Raw genomic sequence first — 18,303 nt, 5'->3', positions numbered from 1 at the left:
AATAAAGCCGGGCATGCCCGGCTTTGTTTTTTAGTTGAGCATATTGCGTATCACGTAATGCAGGATACCGTCGTTCTGGTAATAGGTCAGCTCATTACCGGTATCGATACGACAACGAGTATCCAGCGTCTGCTGACTGCCGTCAGCCCGCGTCAGCGTCACCGGGACGCTGCAACCGGGCTGCAGCTGCGCCAGATTTGCCACGTCGATACGCTCTTCCCCGGTCAGCTGCAGCGTCTTACGCGTTACGCCCGCCGGGAATTCCAGCGGTAAAATACCCATGCCGATCAGGTTAGAGCGGTGAATACGCTCGAACGATTCGGCAATCACCACGCGCACGCCCTGCAGACGCGGACCTTTCGCCGCCCAGTCGCGGCTGGAGCCGGAGCCGTACTCTTTCCCGGCGATCACCGCCAGCGGCACGCCCTCCTCCTGATACTTCATCGCCGCATCGTAGATAGCCAGCTGTTCCTGGCTCGGATAGTGCCGGGTATAACCGCCCTCGACGCCAGGCACCATTTCGTTGCGAATACGGATGTTGGCGAAAGTACCGCGCATCATGACTTCGTGGTTGCCGCGTCGTGAGCCATACGAGTTGAAGTCGTTACGCTCAACGCCGTGCGCAAGCAGATAACGCCCCGCCGGACTCTCCGCTTTAATGCTGCCAGCAGGGGAAATATGGTCGGTCGTCACCGAATCACCGAGCATCGCCAGGATGCGCGCGCCACTGATGTCCTGCACCGGCTGCGGCGTTTTTTCCATATCGTCAAAGAACGGGGACAGCCGGATATAGGTGGAGCCTTCATCCCAGTCGTAGGTGGCGGCTTCGCTGACTTTGATCTGCTGCCACTCGGGCGTACCGTCGAACACCTCGGCATACTCTTTATGGAACATGTCGCTGGTGACTTTCTGCACCGATGCGGCAATCTCTTCCGGCGATGGCCAGATGTCCTGCAGATAGACATCATTGCCCTGCTGATCCTGACCGATCGGATCGGTCTGCAGGTTGATCTTCATGTTACCCGCCAGCGCATACGCCACCACCAGCGGCGGAGACGCCAGCCAGTTGGTTTTCACCAGCGGATGGATGCGCCCTTCAAAGTTACGGTTGCCGGACAATACGGCACCCACCGTCAGATCGCCCTCTTTGATGGCGCTTTCGATCTCATCCGGCAGCGGGCCGGAGTTACCGATACAGGTGGTACAGCCGTAACCCACGAGGTTAAAGCCCAGCTCATCGAGGTACGGTGTCAGCTGCGCCACGGCGAGATAATCTGACACCACTTTTGATCCTGGTGCCAGCGAGGCTTTAACCCAGGGCTTGCGCATCAATCCACGCTCAACGGCTTTTTTCGCCAGCAGGCCAGCCGCCATCAGCACGCTGGGGTTGGAGGTGTTGGTACAGGACGTAATCGCCGAAATCACTACTGCCCCATCATCCAGCTGAATTGAGTCGCCGGTTTCGCTGTCCCGATAGCTGACGGTTTTGTGCGGCTTCTGCGCGTGATTCACTTCCAGCTCGTTGCTGGCATCAAACGCCGCCGGCACATCACCAAGTGATACGCGGTCCTGCGGACGTTTCGGACCGGCCAGGCTGGATTCGACCTCGGCCATATCCAGCGCCAGCGTGCTGGTGAAGATGGGCTCATCGCCCGGTTTACGCCACAGCCCCTGCTGTTTTGCATAGGCTTCCACCAGCTCAACCTGCTGCGCATCGCGCCCGGTGAGCGTCATGTAGCTGAGCGTTACTTCATCAATCGGGAAGAAACCGCAGGTTGCACCATATTCCGGCGCCATGTTGGCGATGGTTGCGCGATCCGCCAGCGGCAGATCGGCCAGTCCATCACCGTAGAATTCGACAAACTTACCGACCACTCCGTGCTTGCGCAGCATCTGCGTCACAGTTAATACCAGGTCGGTGGCGGTGATACCGGGGCGCAGTTTGCCGGTCAGCTTGAAACCCACCACATCGGGAATCAGCATTGAAACCGGCTGGCCCAGCATGGCGGCTTCAGCTTCAATGCCGCCTACGCCCCAGCCAAGCACACCCAGGGCGTTGATCATGGTGGTATGGGAATCGGTGCCGACCAGCGTATCCGGATAAGCCACTTCTTTGCCGTCCAGCGTTTCATGCCAGATGGCTTTACCAAGGTACTCCAGATTGACCTGATGACAGATACCGGTGCCCGGCGGCACGACGCGGAAACGGTTAAAGGCTTTTTGCCCCCAGCGCAGGAAAACATAGCGTTCGTGGTTGCGTTCCATCTCCAGGCGCACGTTTTCTTCAAATGCATCGTCATCGCCAAAATGGTCGACCGTGACCGAGTGGTCAATCACCAGATCGACCGGTGACAGCGGGTTAACTTTCGCCACATCACCGCCCAGCCGCTTAACGGCTTCACGCATCGCCGCAAGGTCAACCACGGCCGGTACACCGGTGAAATCCTGCATTAATACGCGCGCCGGACGATAAGCAATTTCGCGATCGGCATGTGCAGTTTGCTGCCACGCCACCAGCGCCTGAATATCTGCTGCCGTTACGGAATCTTCATCCTGCCAGCGCAGCAGGTTTTCCAGCAGAACCTTGAGGGATTTTGGTAAGCGATCGATGTCACCGACCTGCTGAGCGGCTTTCGGCAAGCTGTAGTAATGATATTTTTTTGCCCCTACTTCCAGCGCATCCTGACTCTGCTCACGTAACGTTAACGACATAACTCCTCCTTTTATGGGCTCTTCTGCTAAACCTCAGAGAGTGCAAGGTTTAGCTTAAAGATAGACCACATTTTCGTTAACGTTTTGATAACAACACGAATTGACACACAAAACCGCAACGAAAAATGCCCTGACTAATGTCAGGGCATTCAGAAAGCGTTAACTGGCAGGATTAGCGAATTACAGGACGGCCCAGACGGCCGCAGCCCAAAAGGCCATTGAGAAGGCATAAACGCTGAGCCATGAAAAAGTTGTGGTATTCATCTGTCACTCCTCCCGGATCGCGGGCAACAAAAAGCCATCGTCTTCAGCGTTGTACTGATGACACCGTTTTTTTAGATGCTGAGTGTTAAAGGACGGGCTTTTAACGTGCCCACCGGAGAGTCCGGTAAAATGCGCGACAGTATGTCTTAATAAGAATTGGACGCAGACTGCGTTATTTAGACTTCGGATCCATGAATGATTCAATAAAGCTGCGCTGCTGCTCACTCAGTTCCCAGGAAGCCGGGATTGCCACTTGCGGTTCAGCAGGCGCTTCTTTGGCTTTGCACACCGGTGCTTTAGGCTGACGTGCAGCGACCGGATATTTACGACTGAGTGTATTTGCCCACATGGCTTAACCCCACATACGCCAAATCATTAACGCCACCACTACCCAGAACAGTGCTGAAGCAGCGAAGACAGTCAACCAGGCTTTGCGACGGATGTTACCTGAACGCTCTACCTTGGTGCTTTTAGCCCGGAAGTCCGGTTGTACAGTTAATCTCGTAGTCATAGTTTTTGATAATCACTCTCAATAAAACGATTGATAACAACGATGAAGATTTAGGACGAATCCTAAACTTGTTAAGTCCAAAAATCCAGTTATTTTTATTGAGCACAACGATTAACGCTATTTATCAAAACCGCCAAAATTGATGAGATAAATTTAAGCACGCTGCAAACTATTAATTTAATAGTTACATTGTAAATTTGGCTTAAACCAAAATTAGATCCACTCTAAATTTGAGTTTAATTTAACGAGCCAGTTAAAAAGCCCTTTCTCATCAGCTCTTAACTGGAGTATGGGAATATTCCTGGCAGTCCGCAAAGCGGCAAAGTAAAAATTGTGTACTGATTCGCATTTAATAAATAACAATGAAAAAACATGTGACGCATGTTTCATTTACAAAAAAATAATGGAATTTTTTGAGGTTCTGCTGGTGCTAAGCGGCGGGAGGTGTGCGGGAAGTCGCTGGACATCCCGCAAAAATAATGAGTTAGGTGATTACCTGAAAGGAAGCTTGATATCGCGGAACATCGCTTCGATATCTTCGTTTGAGCGCAGCGCCACAGCGGCGTCCACCACGTCTCGCGTCAGATGCGGTGCGAAGCGCTGAATGAAATCATACATATAGCTGCGCAGGAAGGTGCTGCGCCGGAAACCAATCTTGGTAGTGCTATTGGTGAAGATTTCTGAAGCTTCGATGCGCACCAAATCCGGATCGGAAACCGGGTCCACCGCCATGCTGGCAATCACCCCAACCCCCAGGCCTAAACGCACGTAGGTTTTGATCACGTCGGCATCGGTTGCGGTAAAAACAATACGCGGCGTTAAACCGGCACGGTTAAACGCAGTATCCAGTTCTGAGCGGCCGGTAAAACCGAAGGTGTAAGTTACCAGCGGGAAATCAGCCAGCTCCTCAATCGACACATTGGATTTCCCCGCCAGCGGATGATCCGGCGTGACCACAATGGCACGGTTCCAGTGATAGCACGGCAGCATAATTAAGTCGTCGTACAGGTGCAGCGCTTCGGTGGCAATGGCGAAATCGGCATTGCCTTTGGAGACCGCCTCAGCAATTTGTGTGGGCGAGCCCTGATGCATATGCAGGGAGACGCGCGGATAGCGTTCGATAAAGCCTTTGATTACGCCAGGCAGTGCATAACGCGCCTGAGTGTGGGTCGTGGCCACGTACAGCGATCCTTTATCTGGCCAGGTGTGCTCACCGGCAACCGATTTGATCGCATCCACTTTGGACAAAACTTCGCGGGCAATACGGATAATCTCTTCACCCGCTGGCGTCACCTGCGTCAGATGTTTGCCGCTGCGGGCAAAAATCTGCACGCCCAGCTCATCTTCCAGCATGCGCACCTGCTTACTGATGCCCGGTTGCGAGGTATACAGCCCCTCTGCCGTGGAGGAGACATTGAGGTTGTGGTTAACGACTTCAACGATGTAACGCAACTGCTGCAATTTCATAGTTATATCTTCCCGATAGCGACAGAGGTGCATTCCCTGCAGGCGTGTATCCGCCCTGATGGCGTAATAATGAGGGAAAGCGAGTCAGCAAAATGCAATAAGCTATAACTACTATATCAGTTAACGTAAGAATGTAGAACGATTAGCTATAAGGATGGGAAAAAGGCCAGCGAACGCTGGCCTTCAGGGAGATTACTTCTTCGTTTCCTGCCACTTACCGTCGATATAGAAAACTGACCAGCCGGTCGCTTTGCCCTCTTTTTCTGAGGCAACATACTGCTGTTTGGTCTTACGGCTAAAACGCACCAGCGTTTTATTGCCTTCCGGGTCCACTGCCGGCGCTTCGGCCAGATATTTCAGTTTCTCCGGCAGACGGTCAGCAAAGCGCTGCAGCTCTTCCACCAGCGGCGCACGGGTTTCACGCGATTTCGGGAAGGTGTTAGCGGCCAGGAACACGCCCGCAGCTCCGTCACGCAGCACAAAATACGCATCCGATTTTTCGCACGGCAGCTCCGGCAGCGGTACCGGATCTTCTTTCGGCGGCGCGACTTCGCCGTTACGCAGAATCTTACGGGTATTTTTACACTCGTCGTTGGTACAGGCCATGTACTTACCAAAACGCCCCATCTTCAGGTGCATTTCAGAGCCACATTTTTCGCACTCAACAATCGGACCGTCATAACCTTTAATACGGAATTCACCCTGCTCGATTTCATAACCGTCACACTCCGGGTTATTACCACAGACGTGCAGTTTACGGCCGTTATCGATCAGGTAGCTGTCCATCGCGGTGCCGCATTTCTGGCAGCGACGACGGGCGCGCAGCGCGTTGGTTTCGGCATCATCGCCTTCCAGCACGTTAAGCACTTCGTTTTCCGGGATCAGGTTAATGGTCTGCTTGCAGCGCTCTTTCGGCGGCAGTGCATAACCGGAACAGCCCAGGAACACGCCGGTGCTGGCGGTGCGAATCCCCATTTTGCGTCCGCAGGTTGGGCAGTCGATGGAGGTCAGCACCATCTGGTTCGGCTGCATGCCGCCCTCTTCCGGATCTTTCTCCGCCTGCTCCAGCTGCTGGCTGAAATCACTGAAGAATGAATCCAGCACCGCTTTCCATTGCGCTTCGTTATTCGCGACCTGATCGAGACTGTCTTCCATGTGCGCGGTGAAATCATAATTCATCAGCTCACGGAAGTTCTCTTCCAGACGATCGGTAACAATCTCACCCATCTTCTCGGCGTAGAAACGGCGGTTTTCCACCCGCACGTAACCGCGATCCTGAATGGTAGAAATGATCGAAGCATAGGTAGACGGACGGCCAATGCCACGCTTCTCCAGCTCGCGTACCAGCGAAGCTTCGCTGAAGCGCGCCGGCGGCTTGGTAAAGTGCTGGCCCGGCAGCAGGGATTTCAGATCCAGCGTGTCGCCCACGTTCACCGGCGGCAGCGTCAAATCTTCATCATTTTTACGCAGCGCCGGCATCACTTTGGTCCAGCCGTCGAAACGCAGCGTACGCCCTTTCGCTTTCAGTTTGAAATCTGCCGCGCCGACGGTCAGCGTGGTGGAATCATATTGCGCGGGCACCATCTGGCAGGCCACGAACTGGCGCCAGATCAGCTGATACAGCTTCTGCGCATCCGCTTCCATATCCTTCAGCTGCTCGGCGGCAACGTTGACATCAGAAGGACGAATCGCTTCGTGCGCTTCCTGTGAATTCTCTTTGCTGGCGTAGGTGTTGGGCGCATCCGGCAGGTAGTTCTTACCGAATTTTTTCTCCACGTAGCCACGCGCCATCGCCACCGCATCCTGACTCAGGTTGGTGGAATCGGTACGCATATAGGTGATGTGACCGGCTTCATACAGACGCTGTGCCATCATCATGGTTTTCTTCACGCCAAAACCAAGGCGGGTGCTCGCCGCCTGCTGCAGCGTCGAGGTAATAAACGGCGCCGACGGTTTGCTGCTGGTCGGCTTGTCTTCACGATCCAGAACGGCGTAACGCGCCTTTTCCAGGATGGCCACGGCCGCTTCGGTTTGCTCGCGGTTCACCGGGCGGAACGCTTTGTCGCCCTGATGCGTCACCCTGACCGCCAGCGCATCGCCTTTCGGCGTCGACAGATCGGCGTCAATTTCCCAGTACTCTTCCGGTACGAAGGCTTTGATTTCGCGCTCGCGCTCCACCACCAGGCGCACGGCAACCGACTGCACGCGTCCGGCTGACAGGCCACGGGCAATTTTTTTCCACAGCAGCGGTGAGACCATATAGCCCACCACGCGGTCCATAAAACGACGCGCCTGCTGCGCATTGACGCGCTCAATATTCAGTTCGCCCGGCTTCTCGAACGCCTGACGAATCGCATTTTTGGTGATTTCGTTAAACACCACGCGGCTGAAGCGTTTGTCATCGCCACCGATCACTTCCCGCAGGTGCCAGGCAATGGCTTCCCCTTCGCGGTCAAGGTCGGTTGCGAGATAGATGTGGTCGGCATCGGCAGCCAGGTTCTTCAGTTCGGAGACGACTTTTTCCTTGCCGGGCAGAATCTGATAGTCCGCTTCCCAGCCGTGCCACGGGTCAACGCCCATGCGATTAACCAGCGCGGCCTTTTCATCTTTCTTTACTTTCTTGCCGGTTTTCGCCTTTTCCCCGTCGGCACTTTTACGGGCCGTTGAACCACTGGTCGGCAAATCACGGATATGACCGACGCTGGATTTCACCACGTAGTCATTACCGAGGTATTTATTGATTGTTTTGGCCTTTGCCGGGGACTCAACGATGACGAGTGCTTTACCCATATGTACCTTTACCTAATTGAAACGTCCTGATAAACGGGAGAGGATTGGCAGCCCCAAAACCCAATGGGTTCAATATTGCTGCTGACTTTTTGCTTTTCAAGCCAGCGGGGACAATCTCTGGTCAGATTGCATCGGCATTTGCAACTTGATGATTAAGAGCGAGTTTTCCGTCTGACGGTATCACACATCCTGGTGTGATCTCCCTGAAAGCTGAATCGCCCACACTCTACCTGATAAAATCTGTTACGCAACTTAATTAGCATTCTGTTTAATTTCTCGCCAGTTTTCTGACCGAACGCTGATTTGCTGAACGCACCGACAGGCAAGTAATATAGAAGGAGAAAATTCGCTGTCAAAAAAGAGGTGAAAAATGTCAGCAGAAACGGAATCCATTTCACACCAGGCGCTACTGGAAATCGCTAATCAGCTCATTGAGCAGCACGATGAATATTTTGCCGGGATGGAAGCCACTGAGGTGATTCAGCAGGGCGAGGTTCTGGTGTTTCGCGGCCCGTGGTTCCTCGATGATGAAGGGTTGCCGACCGCCAAAACCACAGCGGTGTTTAACGTGTTTAAGCACCTTGCCGTGGTGCTCTCCACGCAGTATCACCTGGCATAAAAAAACCCGGCCTGCGCCGGGTTTATTCACAACAGCGGTTTATCACCGCGCTGCCAGATTTTCAGAATCAGCCGCTCGGCTGCCACACTGGCACTGTGGGTCACGCGATCAATCATCTTTTTCTTGCGCGCGAAGTGCACGCCCAGCACGCTAAAACGGTCCATGTGCGCAATGATCAGCGCATCGCTGGTACCAATCTCATCAATCAGCCCCAGATCCAGCGCCTGACGGCCATACCAGTGTTCGCCCGTCGCCACTTTGTCCAGATCCAGCGCCGGACGCATCTGGTGCACAAAATCTTTAAACAGCTGATGGGTTTCATTCAGGTCTTCCTGAAACTTCTCCCGCCCTTCCTCGGTATTCTCACCAAATAGCGTCAGCGTACGCTTGTACTGGCCGGCAGTGTGCAGCTCCACATCAATGTCGTTGCGCTTCAGCAGCCGGTTAAAGTTGGGGATTTGCGCCACCACGCCGATGGAACCAATGATGGAGAATGGCGCCGCCACGATGCGATCCGCAACGCAGGCCATCATGTAGCCACCGCTGGCGGCAACTTTATCCACTACCGCCGTCAGCTGCAGCCCCGCATCACGCAGACGTTGTAGCTGCGACGCGGCCAGGCCATAACCGTGCACCACGCCACCAGGGCTTTCCAGCCGCAGCAGCACTTCATCACCCGGCTGCGCCACCGCCAGCACAGCGGAGATCTCTTCGCGCAGCGAGCTGACTTCACCGGCGTCCATACTGCCTTTGAACTCCAGCACATAGAGAGTCGGCTTCGCCGCTTCAGTTACACCGGCTTTGGCATTGCGCTTTTCGGCTTTGGCTTTCTGTTTCTCTTCTTTCTTATGCTGCTTCAGCCACACTTTTTGCGCCTGCGGCTTCATCTTCGCCAGCAGCAGGTCTTCTTTCATCTCGCGATAGACTTCGTCAAGATGGGTTAAGCGCAGCTGACCGCCGCTGTGACGTTTACGCAGCGCGGCATTGAGCACAATCAGTACAATAGCTGCGATCGCCACCACGACGGTGACGGCCTTGGCCAGAAATAATCCATAGCTGGAGAGTAAATCCATTCTGCCGCCTTATTAAACAGTGAATTACAGTCAAACCCTGAGTTTACCCGCTTTGATGCCGTTCGTCGCCTGAAATGCCGGCAGGCGGCACAGAATGCGCGTTGCGGCGATTGCACCTTGCGCCAAATTGAGGCATAAAGCCAAAAAACCCTCTGACCTGCAAAGGACATCGCTGTGCATTATCAACCGAAAAGCGACCTGCTGGACAATCGCATCATTCTTGTGACCGGCGCTTCCGACGGCATCGGCCGCGAAGCCGCCCTGACCTATGCGCGCTACGGTGCGCGCGTGATTCTGCTCGGCCGCAATGCCACCACGCTACAGCAAACCGCTGAGGCGATTAATCAGCTCAATAAACAGCCCGCCGCTACGCTGCTGCTGGATCTGGCGCACGCCACACCAGAAAGCTGCCAGCAGCTGGCACAACAGGTTGCCGCGCTGGTGCCGCGGCTGGATGGCGTGCTGCATAACGCTGGCATTCTCGGTGAGATCGTGCCGCTGGCGGAACTCGATCCGGCGGTCTGGCAGCAGGTGATGCAAATCAACCTCGACGCCACCTTCTATTTAACGCAGGCGCTGCTGCCGCTGCTGCTGAAATCCGACGCCGGTTCGCTGGTGTTCACCACCTCCAGCGTGGGCCGCACCGGCCGCGCAGGCTGGGGCGCGTATGCCGTGTCGAAATTCGCCACCGAAGGCATGATGCAGGTGCTGGCCGATGAGTATAAAAACCGCCATCTGCGGGTGAACTGCATCAATCCCGGCGGCACGCGCACCAAAATGCGTGCCAGCGCCTTCCCGGAGGAGAATGCCAGCCTGCTGAAAACCCCGGCCGACCTGATGCCGCTCTACCTCTATCTGATGGGCGATGACAGCCGCCGTAAAACCGGCATCAGCTACGATGCACAACCGGGGCGCAAGCCGGGACCGGCCAGCGCATGAGCGATCGTCACCAGCAACGCCAGCAGCGGCTGAAAGAACAGGTTGACGCCCGCATCGCCGCCGCCACCGAAACGCGCGGCATCCTGATGGTGTTTACCGGCAACGGCAAAGGTAAAACCACCGCCGCTTTTGGCACCGCGCTGCGCGCCTGCGGCCACGGTAAAAACGTGGCTGCCGTGCAGTTTATTAAGGGTGAATGGCCTAACGGCGAACGCAATCTGCTGGCGCAGCACGGCGTGGAGTTTCAGGTGATGGCCACCGGTTTTACCTGGGAGACGCAAAACCGTGCCGGCGATACGGCCGCCTGCCAGCAAGTGTGGCAACAGGCCAGACGTATGCTGCAAGACGCGTCGCTGGATCTGGTGATCCTCGATGAAATCACCTACATGGTGAGTATGGATTATCTCGATCTGGATGAGCTGATTGCTGCATTGAAGCAGCGTCCGCCGCAGCAAAGTGTGATCATTACCGGGCGCGGCTGTCACCGCACGCTACTGGAACTGGCGGATACCGTCAGCGAGATGCGTCCGGTCAAACACGCGTTCGACGCTGGAATTCAGGCACAGCAGGGAATCGACTGGTAAAACTGACGCCGCAGGCGCGGCGTCAGGGAGCATCAGGAACCGCGTTTGGTGTTGTTGCGACGCGGGCTGTTATTGCTTACCGCGCTATGGCGTTTCACCGCCCGGCGGATTTGGTTCGCTTTGGTGCGGCGACGATCTTTCTCGACCGCCACTTTGGTCACCGTCTCTTCCGGCAGTCCCACCAGCTTACGCAGGTAGTTGACCGCCGGCAGTTCCATCTCCATCCAGCCGCCGCGCGGCAGACCTTTTGGCAGCTGAATATCGCCGTAGCGCACGCGCATCAGACGGCTAACCTGCACGCCAACCGCTTCCCACAGACGACGCACCTCACGGTTACGCCCTTCCGTCAGGGTGACGTTGTACCACTGGTTAATGCCTTCGCCGCCGGCGAATTTGATGGTTTTGAACGCTGCCGGGCCGTCTTCCAGCTGCACGCCCTTGCTCAGCTGACGCACTTTTTCGTCATCCACTTCACCGAATACGCGCACTGCGTATTCACGCTCAACTTCGCGGCTTGGGTGCATCAGGCGGTTGGCCAGCTCACCGTCGGTGGTGAACAACATCAGACCGCAGGTGTTCACGTCCAGACGGCCGACGGCAATCCAGCGTGAACCGCGCAGGCGCGGCAGACGATCAAATACTGTTGGGCGCCCTTCCGGATCGTTGCGCGTGCATAGCTCACCTTCCGGTTTGTAATACGCGAGTACGCGACACACCTCGGTGGCCGATTCAGCAATCGATACCAGATGGCCATCAATACGGATTTTCAGGGTTTTGTCATTTTCGATGCGATCGCCCAGCGTCGCCAGTTTGCCATCAACGCTGATGCGTCCGGCTGAAATCATTGCTTCGATTTCACGGCGCGAACCGTGTCCGGCGCGCGCTAATACTTTTTGTAATTTCTCGCTCATGGAGCTGCCTCGTTGTCGCCTTCCCAGGCGTCGTGGTAATGAAGAGGTAAGATACCGGCGTTACCAGGTCCGGCATCAGAATCTGTGACCGCTTCGCGCCAGGTGCCAGCGCGGACGGCCGGAGATTTTACACCAGCTACAGTTTCGTTAACACCTTTTCCTTTTCTGCCGATAATAAAGCGCCTGTGATCCGGAGGCTGAAGCGGGCAGTAAGGTCATTGATTCAGATTTCTGATTGATTTGCGTAACGAGCGTCAGGATAGCAGGCGCAACCCGCTGAAATTACGTCGTTTTGCCTGAGACCGTTTATTTATTTAATGACGCGCCGATTAGTGCCGCAATAGATTAAAGAGACTCACCAGTCCGTTACCCGCAGTGTTCCCGGCCATGCCGCAGTTGTGCAAACAGAAAATCGGCGCAAAACACCAAAATCAGCACAAAGAACTGAATAGTGGTGTTAGTAAAGCTTATTGCAGCCAGCAGCCCTAGCCATACAGCGGATTGGCGCTGCAGGTTGGATTAAGTCTGTATTTTCGTTTTTATTTGATAAAGATTAAATATGATGAATTGTTCTGCCGCGAAAACTGTGTAAAATTTAATCCTGAATTCGGCTAAGCAGTATCAGAAATTATTTTAATTACTTTTTATAAGCTTTCAAACAACAAGCCATTAACAAATAATGGTACAGCTGGCCTGATAATATAATCCGGCGCGCTCAGGAAATGGCGCGCTAATCGTTTCACGGATTGAATTTAATTTGTCTGTCGAAAGTCTTCACCAGGGATTTTGCTGACGGACATTAAATGAAGACCGCCATCATGAGAACCTCCCTGCTTTGGCCGGCGCTTACAGCGCTGGCACTGAGCGGCTGTTCCGTGGGCCATACTGAGTACAGTCGTACGGCGCTGCAGCACGTAGATATGAGCGTGACCGGCATCCCGACGGTACTCGGTTTGGGCATCCTCGGTACAACCATTCCGTTAACGCCGGAATACAGTCTGACTGCCGCGCACGTGGCCAAAACCGCCGTGCAGCGCGTGAAGGCTTATCACCCCTATTGCGACGTCGCGATTATTTATCATAAAAACAGTCCGGATACGCTGGCGAAATTCCGCAGCAGCGCGGTGGGCGAGCCAATTAAAATGTATGGCTACAGTTTTATTTCCGCGATGCCGGTCGAGTCGAGCGGCGTTAATCTGGCGCGCACCGCCATTAATAATCGCTGGAATAAAAAGCCCTGCATGGCAATGGCTTCCGATGCCGGTGTCGTTCAGGGGATGTCGGGTGGAGCTGTCTATAATGCCGACCAGACAATCAGCGGAGTGATTGTGGGTTACAGCCATGAAATTGCTAACGTACGCAGCAAAAAAGTCATCTTAAAAGATGTCTCGCTGTACATTCCGTACGGCGATTTCAAACACTGGCTGGAAGCCAATATCGGCCAGACGCCACAAACAGCGCCCGGCCCGGCGTAATCACAGGAACGGGCGGGTATCGCCTGCCCCTTCACGCACGATGACGGGCGCATCGCTGGTGAGATCGATCACGGTGGTTGGCTGCTGGCCCAGCGTGCCGCCATCGATAATTAAATCCACCAGCTTGCCGATGCTGTGCTGGATCTCTTCCGGATCGGATTCAGTGAAATCATTGCCTGGCAGCATCAGTGAGGTCGACATCATCGGCTCATTGAGGCGTTCCAGCAGCGCCAGCGCCACCGGGTTTGACGGGACGCGCAGGCCGATGGTTTTACGTTTGTCGTTCATCAGACGACGCGGCACTTCTTTGGTGGCCTTCAGAATGAAGGTGTAATTGCCTGGCGTGTTATTTTTCAGAATGCGAAACGCGCTGTTATCCACCTGCGAATAGGTCGACAACTCAGAGAGATCGCGGCACATCAGGGTAAAGTTATGGTTACCATCGAGCTGACGGATGCGGCAGATACGCTCCATGGCATTCTTCTCTTCCAGACGGCATCCCAGCGCGTAGCCGGAATCGGTCGGATAGACAATAACGCTGCCTTTGTTGAGATAATCCACCGCCTGATTAACCAGACGCGGCTGCGGATTTTCCGGATGAATGTGAAAAAGTTGACTCATAAAAACCTCATATCACCCATCAACGTGCGATCTGACCGGCGCTAAAGCGGGAAAACGCTCCCAGACCGGCTCCACGCCGCCCGGCAGCCATAGCTTGCGCCCCAGTTCAATCCACGGACAGGGTTGGTGAAAATCGGACCCCTGCGAGGCCGCCAGCTGATTATCGCGCGCATAGCTCGCCAGCTGGGTACGTTCATTCGGTGCCTGCTGACACTGCGCCACTTCCATCGCATCGCCGCCTTCTGCGGCAAAATGCGCAATCAGTCGCTTCAGCCATTTGGCCGACAGCCCGTAGCGCGCAGGATGGGCCAGCACCGCCACGCCGCCAGAATGATGAATAGCATCAATGGCTTGTTTAATTGTACACCATTGTGGCGGCACGTAGCCGGTTTTGCCGCGCGCCAGATAGTTTTTAAATACCTGCGCCATGTTATCGGCTTTGCCCAGCTCTACCAGATAGCGGGCAAAATGCCCGCGGGTAATCACCCCGCCCTGCGCCAGACGCTGAGCGCCGGCCAGTGCGTCAGGAATGCGCGCGCGCTCCAGCCGTTCGGCAATCAGTTCTGCACGTGCCATACGGCACTGGTGCTGCTGCGCCAGAAAAGCGGTTAACGCCGGATGCTGCGTATCAACGTTGAGCCCGACGATATGAATTTCGTGGTTTTCCCACAGCGTCGACGCTTCCACACCGGCCAGTACCCGCAGCGGTAGCTGAAGCTGCTGCACCGCCGCCTGCGCTTCAGGAACGCCCGCCACGCTGTCGTGATCGGTAATCGCCAGCACGCCGACATGCATCTCAACGGCGCGCTGCACCAGCGCGGTCGGCGTCAGCAAACCGTCAGAAGCCTGGGTATGGCTGTGTAAATCATAAAGTGGAAAACGGGCGATATCTGACAAGGTCACTCCAGCGACTGCATTAAACCGGCTGGCATAATAACGATTTTGCCCGTAACTGAAAAAGGGTATTGACTTTTTTCACCCGAACCAGTTAACTAGTACACAAGTTCACACGTAACGGGTATTTAATCATGGCTCTTATCGGTACGCATGTTAATGGTTGGTGGCGCGATGATCCCTTTCACGGGCGACGTCGTCATGCACATTTTGCGTAACCGCAGTGCAGATACCTGAGCCCGCCACCGAGCGGGCTTTTTTTTTGAGCGAAATTCAGAGAATCCATTATGGCTAATGCGAAACCTACATTGAAGTTGATTACCGGTACCGCGCCCTACCGCGAAGATCCGGCCGCAGTGTTTCATCAATTATGCGGCGCACGTCCGGCAACTCTGCTGCTTGAATCTGCCGATATCGACAGCAAGCAGAACCTGAAAAGCCTGCTGATTGTCGACAGCGCGCTGCGCATCAGCGCCCTGGGCAATGTTGTTACCCTGCAGGCGCTGTCGGAAAACGGCCGCGCGCTGTTGCCGCTGCTGGACGAAGCGCTGCCACCCGAGGTGCGCATCGCCGTGCGCCCGGACGGACGTGAGCTGCATTTCACGCCGGTTGAGGGTCTGCACGATGAAGACTCCCGCCTGAAGGCGCTGTCGGTGTTTGATGCACTGCGTCTGATTCCGCATCTGGTGAACAGCCAGGCCGAAGAACGTGAAGCTATGCTGCTGGGCGGCCTGTTTGCCTACGATCTGGTGGCGGGATTTGAAGATTTGCCGCCGCTGCGCAATGACCAAAGCTGCCCGGACTACTGTTTCTACCTCGCCGAAACGTTACTGGTGATCGATCACCAGCAGCGCAGCGCCCGTCTGCAGGCCAGCCTGTTTGCGCCGTCGACCAGCGAGTTTCAGCGTCTGCAGAGCCGTATTGAACAGCTGCACGGTCAGATGACGCAGCCAGCGCCTGCGCTGCCGGTGCAGCGCGTCGAGCAGATGACGCTGAGCACCAGCCAGAGCGATGAGGCTTACTGCAATGTAGTGAGCGAACTGCAGCAGGCCATTCGCATCGGCGAAATCTTCCAGGTGGTACCATCGCGCCGCTTCTCGCTGCCGTGCCCGTCACCGCTGGCGGCTTACGATACGCTGAAAAACAGCAACCCCAGCCCGTACATGTTCTTTATGCAGGATCAGGATTTTGCGCTGTTCGGCGCTTCGCCGGAGAGTTCGCTGAAGTATGACGCCAGCTCGCGCCAGATCGAAATCTACCCGATTGCCGGTACGCGTCCGCGCGGTCGCCATGCGGATGGCTCGCTGGATCGCGACCTGGACAGCCGTATTGAACTGGAAATGCGCACCGATCATAAAGAGCTGGCTGAGCACCTGATGCTGGTTGATCTGGCGCGCAACGACCTGGCGCGTATCTGTGTGCCCGGCAGCCGTTATGTGGCGGATTTAACCAAAGTGGACCGCTACTCGTTTGTGATGCATCTGGTGTCCCGCGTGGTAGGCACGCTGCGCAACGATCTTGATGTGCTGCACGCCTATCGCGCCTGCATGAACATGGGCACGCTGAGTGGCGCACCGAAAGTGCGTGCGATGCAGCTGATTGCGGAAAAAGAAGGCACGCGGCGCGGCAGCTACGGCGGCGCGGTCGGCTACTTCACCGCCAGCGGCGACCTTGATACCTGCATCGTCATCCGCTCCGCCTGGGTGGAAGGTGGCGTTGCCACCGTGCAGGCCGGTGCCGGCGTGGTGCTGGATTCTCAGCCTCAGGCTGAAGCGGATGAGAGCCGCAACAAAGCCCGCGCGGTATTGCGCGCCATCGCTACTGCCCATCACTGCAAGGAGATTTTCTGATGGCTGATATCCTGCTGCTCGATAATATCGACTCCTTTACCTACAACCTCGTTGATCAGCTGCGTACCTTTGGCCACAACGTGGTGATTTACCGCAACAACGTCCCGGCAGAAGTGCTGATCGACCGCCTGCAGCAGATGGAAAACCCGGTGCTGATGCTCTCACCCGGCCCTGGCGCACCGAAAGATGCGGGCTGCATGCCGCAGCTGTTACAGGCGCTGCGCGGTCAGCTGCCGATCATTGGTATCTGTCTCGGCCATCAGGCCATTGTCGAAGCTTACGGCGGGCACGTCGGCCAGGCGGGCGAAATTCTGCACGGCAAAGCCTCCGCCATTACCCATGATGGCGAGGCGATGTTTACCGGCCTCAGCAACCCGCTGCCGGTGGCGCGTTACCACTCGCTGGTGGGCAGCAATACGCCGGCGGAACTGACGGTCAACGCCAGCTACAACGGCATGGTGATGGCGGTGCGTCACGAAACGGACCGCGTGTGCGGCTTCCAGTTCCATCCCGAGTCGATTCTCACCACGCAGGGCGCACGTCTGCTGGAGCAAACACTGGCCTGGGCGCTGGCGAAATAACAGGGAGATGATGATGCAAACTATTCTGGAAAAACTGTATCAGGCGCAAACGCTGAGCCAGGCCGAGAGCCACCAGCTGTTCAGCGCGATTATTACCGGACAGCTGGAGCCAACGCAGCTGGCAGCAGCGCTGATCGCCATGAAAGTGCGTGGCGAGCGCCCGGAAGAGATCGCCGGTGCCGCCTCCGCGCTGCTGGCCGATGCCAGACCGTTCCCACGTCCGGACTATACCTTTGCCGATATCGTTGGCACCGGCGGTGACGGCAGCAACAGTATTAATATTTCCACGGCCAGCGCCTTTGTCGCCGCCACCTGCGGGCTGAAAGTGGCCAAGCACGGCAACCGCAGCGTCTCCAGCAAATCCGGATCTTCCGATCTGCTGGCCGCTTTTGGTATCAATCTCGACATGCCGGCGCAGCAGGCACGGCAGGCGCTGGACGATCTCAACGTCTGTTTCCTGTTTGCGCCGCAATATCACAGCGGTTTCCGCCACGCGATGCCGGTGCGCCAGCAGCTGAAAACCCGCACGCTGTTTAACGTGCTGGGTCCGCTGATCAACCCGGCGCGCCCACCGCTGGCGGTGATTGGCGTCTACAGTCCGGAACTGGTGCTGCCCATCGCCCAGACGCTGAAAGTGCTGGGCTACCAGCGTGCTGCCGTGGTGCACGGTGGCGGCATGGATGAAGTAGCGCTGCACAGTGCGACCCAGGTCGCTGAGCTGCGTGACGGTGAGATCACCAGTTACCAGTTGACGCCGGAAGACTTTGGCTTCAGCTTCCAGCCGAAAGAGGCGCTGGCCGGCGGCACACCGGAAGAAAACCGTGACATTCTGACGCGTTTGCTCCAGGGTAAAGGCCAGCCCGCCCACGAGCAGGCCGTTGCGGTAAATGTCGCAATGTTGCTGAAAGTATTCGGAAATGAAGATTTGCGCGATAACGCTGAGCGCGCCATGGCTGCCATTCGCAGCGGTCAGGCGTACGAGCGCGTTGTGGCACTGGCAGCGAGAGGATGA

At 55.9% G+C, this 18,303-nt stretch carries 14 protein-coding genes, 1 pseudogene and 1 other annotated feature; of the genes and pseudogenes, 6 read left to right on the top strand and 9 right to left on the bottom strand.

Annotation, left to right across the window (positions count from 1 at the left end; genetic code table 11):
- Nucleotides 1-30: 30 nt before the first annotated feature.
- The 5 genes from acnA to topA form a co-directional block, all read right to left on the bottom strand.
- Nucleotides 31-2,712, bottom strand: coding sequence for an aconitate hydratase AcnA (gene acnA, locus C1N56_RS09380; RefSeq protein WP_159378132.1), 2,682 nt, complete (start codon nt 2,710-2,712; stop codon nt 31-33).
- Nucleotides 2,713-3,148: 436 nt separating this feature from the next.
- Nucleotides 3,149-3,325, bottom strand: a complete 177-nt coding sequence (locus C1N56_RS09375) for a hypothetical protein (protein ID WP_021314644.1) — start codon at nt 3,323-3,325, stop codon at nt 3,149-3,151.
- Between the two features lie 3 nt (nt 3,326-3,328).
- Entirely contained in the window at nt 3,329-3,487 is a 159-nt protein-coding gene (locus tag C1N56_RS09370) for a YmiA family putative membrane protein (protein WP_071813666.1), read from the bottom strand.
- Nucleotides 3,488-3,979: 492 nt separating this feature from the next.
- Nucleotides 3,980-4,954, bottom strand: coding sequence for an HTH-type transcriptional regulator CysB (cysB, locus tag C1N56_RS09365; RefSeq protein WP_021510116.1), 975 nt, complete (start codon nt 4,952-4,954; stop codon nt 3,980-3,982).
- Nucleotides 4,955-5,146: 192 nt separating this feature from the next.
- Nucleotides 5,147-7,744 (bottom strand): type I DNA topoisomerase, encoded by a 2,598-nt coding sequence (gene topA, locus C1N56_RS09360; RefSeq protein WP_215800068.1) that lies wholly within the window; start codon nt 7,742-7,744, stop codon nt 5,147-5,149.
- Nucleotides 7,745-8,114: 370 nt separating this feature from the next.
- Between topA and C1N56_RS09355 the strand changes: the two genes are divergently transcribed.
- Nucleotides 8,115-8,363, top strand: a complete 249-nt coding sequence (locus tag C1N56_RS09355) for a DUF2498 family protein (RefSeq protein WP_394517425.1) — start codon at nt 8,115-8,117, stop codon at nt 8,361-8,363.
- Between the two features lie 26 nt (nt 8,364-8,389).
- Here the strand turns inward: C1N56_RS09355 and sohB are convergent, their stop codons facing one another.
- Nucleotides 8,390-9,436 (bottom strand): protease SohB, encoded by a 1,047-nt coding sequence (gene sohB, locus C1N56_RS09350; protein WP_394517424.1) that lies wholly within the window; start codon nt 9,434-9,436, stop codon nt 8,390-8,392.
- 174 nt (nt 9,437-9,610) lie between these two features.
- Here sohB and C1N56_RS09345 point away from each other — a divergent pair, with 174 nt between their 5' ends.
- Both C1N56_RS09345 and cobO read left to right on the top strand, forming a co-directional pair.
- Nucleotides 9,611-10,375 (top strand): YciK family oxidoreductase, encoded by a 765-nt coding sequence (locus C1N56_RS09345; protein ID WP_021510112.1) that lies wholly within the window; start codon nt 9,611-9,613, stop codon nt 10,373-10,375.
- A complete protein-coding gene (gene cobO, locus C1N56_RS09340; protein WP_058771274.1) occupies nt 10,372-10,959 on the top strand; it encodes a cob(I)yrinic acid a,c-diamide adenosyltransferase in 588 nt (195 codons plus the stop codon). The genes C1N56_RS09345 and cobO overlap by 4 nt, the downstream gene beginning before the upstream one ends.
- 32 nt (nt 10,960-10,991) lie before the next feature.
- Here the strand turns inward: cobO and rluB are convergent, their stop codons facing one another.
- Nucleotides 10,992-11,870 (bottom strand): 23S rRNA pseudouridine(2605) synthase RluB, encoded by an 879-nt coding sequence (gene rluB / locus C1N56_RS09335; protein WP_058782079.1) that lies wholly within the window; start codon nt 11,868-11,870, stop codon nt 10,992-10,994.
- 818 nt (nt 11,871-12,688) lie between these two features.
- Here rluB and C1N56_RS09330 point away from each other — a divergent pair.
- A complete protein-coding gene (locus tag C1N56_RS09330; RefSeq protein ID WP_394517423.1) occupies nt 12,689-13,345 on the top strand; it encodes a serine protease family protein in 657 nt (218 codons plus the stop codon).
- Here the strand turns inward: C1N56_RS09330 and C1N56_RS09325 are convergent, their stop codons facing one another.
- Together C1N56_RS09325 and C1N56_RS09320 are read right to left on the bottom strand one after the other, a co-directional pair.
- Nucleotides 13,346-13,966 (bottom strand): L-threonylcarbamoyladenylate synthase, encoded by a 621-nt coding sequence (locus C1N56_RS09325; protein ID WP_021510107.1) that lies wholly within the window; start codon nt 13,964-13,966, stop codon nt 13,346-13,348. It lies immediately after the preceding gene.
- A 12-nt stretch (nt 13,967-13,978) separates the two neighbouring features.
- Complete coding sequence (locus C1N56_RS09320) at nt 13,979-14,863, bottom strand: RNase RNM (protein ID WP_278708037.1); 885 nt, start codon at nt 14,861-14,863, stop codon at nt 13,979-13,981.
- Nucleotides 14,864-15,018: 155 nt separating this feature from the next.
- Nucleotides 15,019-15,123: a sequence feature (Trp leader region), on the top strand.
- Between the two features lie 24 nt (nt 15,124-15,147).
- Here C1N56_RS09320 and C1N56_RS09315 point away from each other — a divergent pair.
- On the top strand, nt 15,148-16,710 hold the full coding sequence (locus tag C1N56_RS09315) for an anthranilate synthase component 1 (RefSeq protein WP_394517422.1): 1,563 nt from the start codon (nt 15,148-15,150) through the stop codon (nt 16,708-16,710).
- Nucleotides 16,710-18,303, top strand: a pseudogene (gene trpD / locus C1N56_RS09310) (bifunctional anthranilate synthase glutamate amidotransferase component TrpG/anthranilate phosphoribosyltransferase TrpD). Before C1N56_RS09315 ends, trpD begins: the two are co-directional and overlap by 1 nt.

The sequence above is a fragment of the Pantoea sp. SGAir0175 genome (assembly GCF_043547855.1).
The sequence above is the reverse complement of the archived record's forward strand: the minus strand, read 5'-3'. Positions and strand labels throughout refer to the sequence as shown.

What these genes read in the sequence shown, in the direction of transcription:
- acnA (WP_159378132.1), bottom strand. Translation starts at nt 2,712, where the DNA reads ATGTCGTTAACGTTACGTGAGCAGAGTCAGGATGCGCTGGAAGTAGGG.
- C1N56_RS09375 (WP_021314644.1), bottom strand. Translation starts at nt 3,325, where the DNA reads ATGTGGGCAAATACACTCAGTCGTAAATATCCGGTCGCTGCACGTCAG.
- C1N56_RS09370 (WP_071813666.1), bottom strand. Translation starts at nt 3,487, where the DNA reads ATGACTACGAGATTAACTGTACAACCGGACTTCCGGGCTAAAAGCACC.
- cysB (WP_021510116.1), bottom strand. Translation starts at nt 4,954, where the DNA reads ATGAAATTGCAGCAGTTGCGTTACATCGTTGAAGTCGTTAACCACAAC.
- topA (WP_215800068.1), bottom strand. Translation starts at nt 7,744, where the DNA reads ATGGGTAAAGCACTCGTCATCGTTGAGTCCCCGGCAAAGGCCAAAACA.
- C1N56_RS09355 (WP_394517425.1), top strand. Translation starts at nt 8,115, where the DNA reads ATGTCAGCAGAAACGGAATCCATTTCACACCAGGCGCTACTGGAAATC.
- sohB (WP_394517424.1), bottom strand. Translation starts at nt 9,436, where the DNA reads ATGGATTTACTCTCCAGCTATGGATTATTTCTGGCCAAGGCCGTCACC.
- cobO (WP_058771274.1), top strand. Translation starts at nt 10,372, where the DNA reads ATGAGCGATCGTCACCAGCAACGCCAGCAGCGGCTGAAAGAACAGGTT.
- rluB (WP_058782079.1), bottom strand. Translation starts at nt 11,870, where the DNA reads ATGAGCGAGAAATTACAAAAAGTATTAGCGCGCGCCGGACACGGTTCG.
- C1N56_RS09330 (WP_394517423.1), top strand. Translation starts at nt 12,689, where the DNA reads ATGAGAACCTCCCTGCTTTGGCCGGCGCTTACAGCGCTGGCACTGAGC.
- C1N56_RS09325 (WP_021510107.1), bottom strand. Translation starts at nt 13,966, where the DNA reads ATGAGTCAACTTTTTCACATTCATCCGGAAAATCCGCAGCCGCGTCTG.
- C1N56_RS09315 (WP_394517422.1), top strand. Translation starts at nt 15,148, where the DNA reads ATGGCTAATGCGAAACCTACATTGAAGTTGATTACCGGTACCGCGCCC.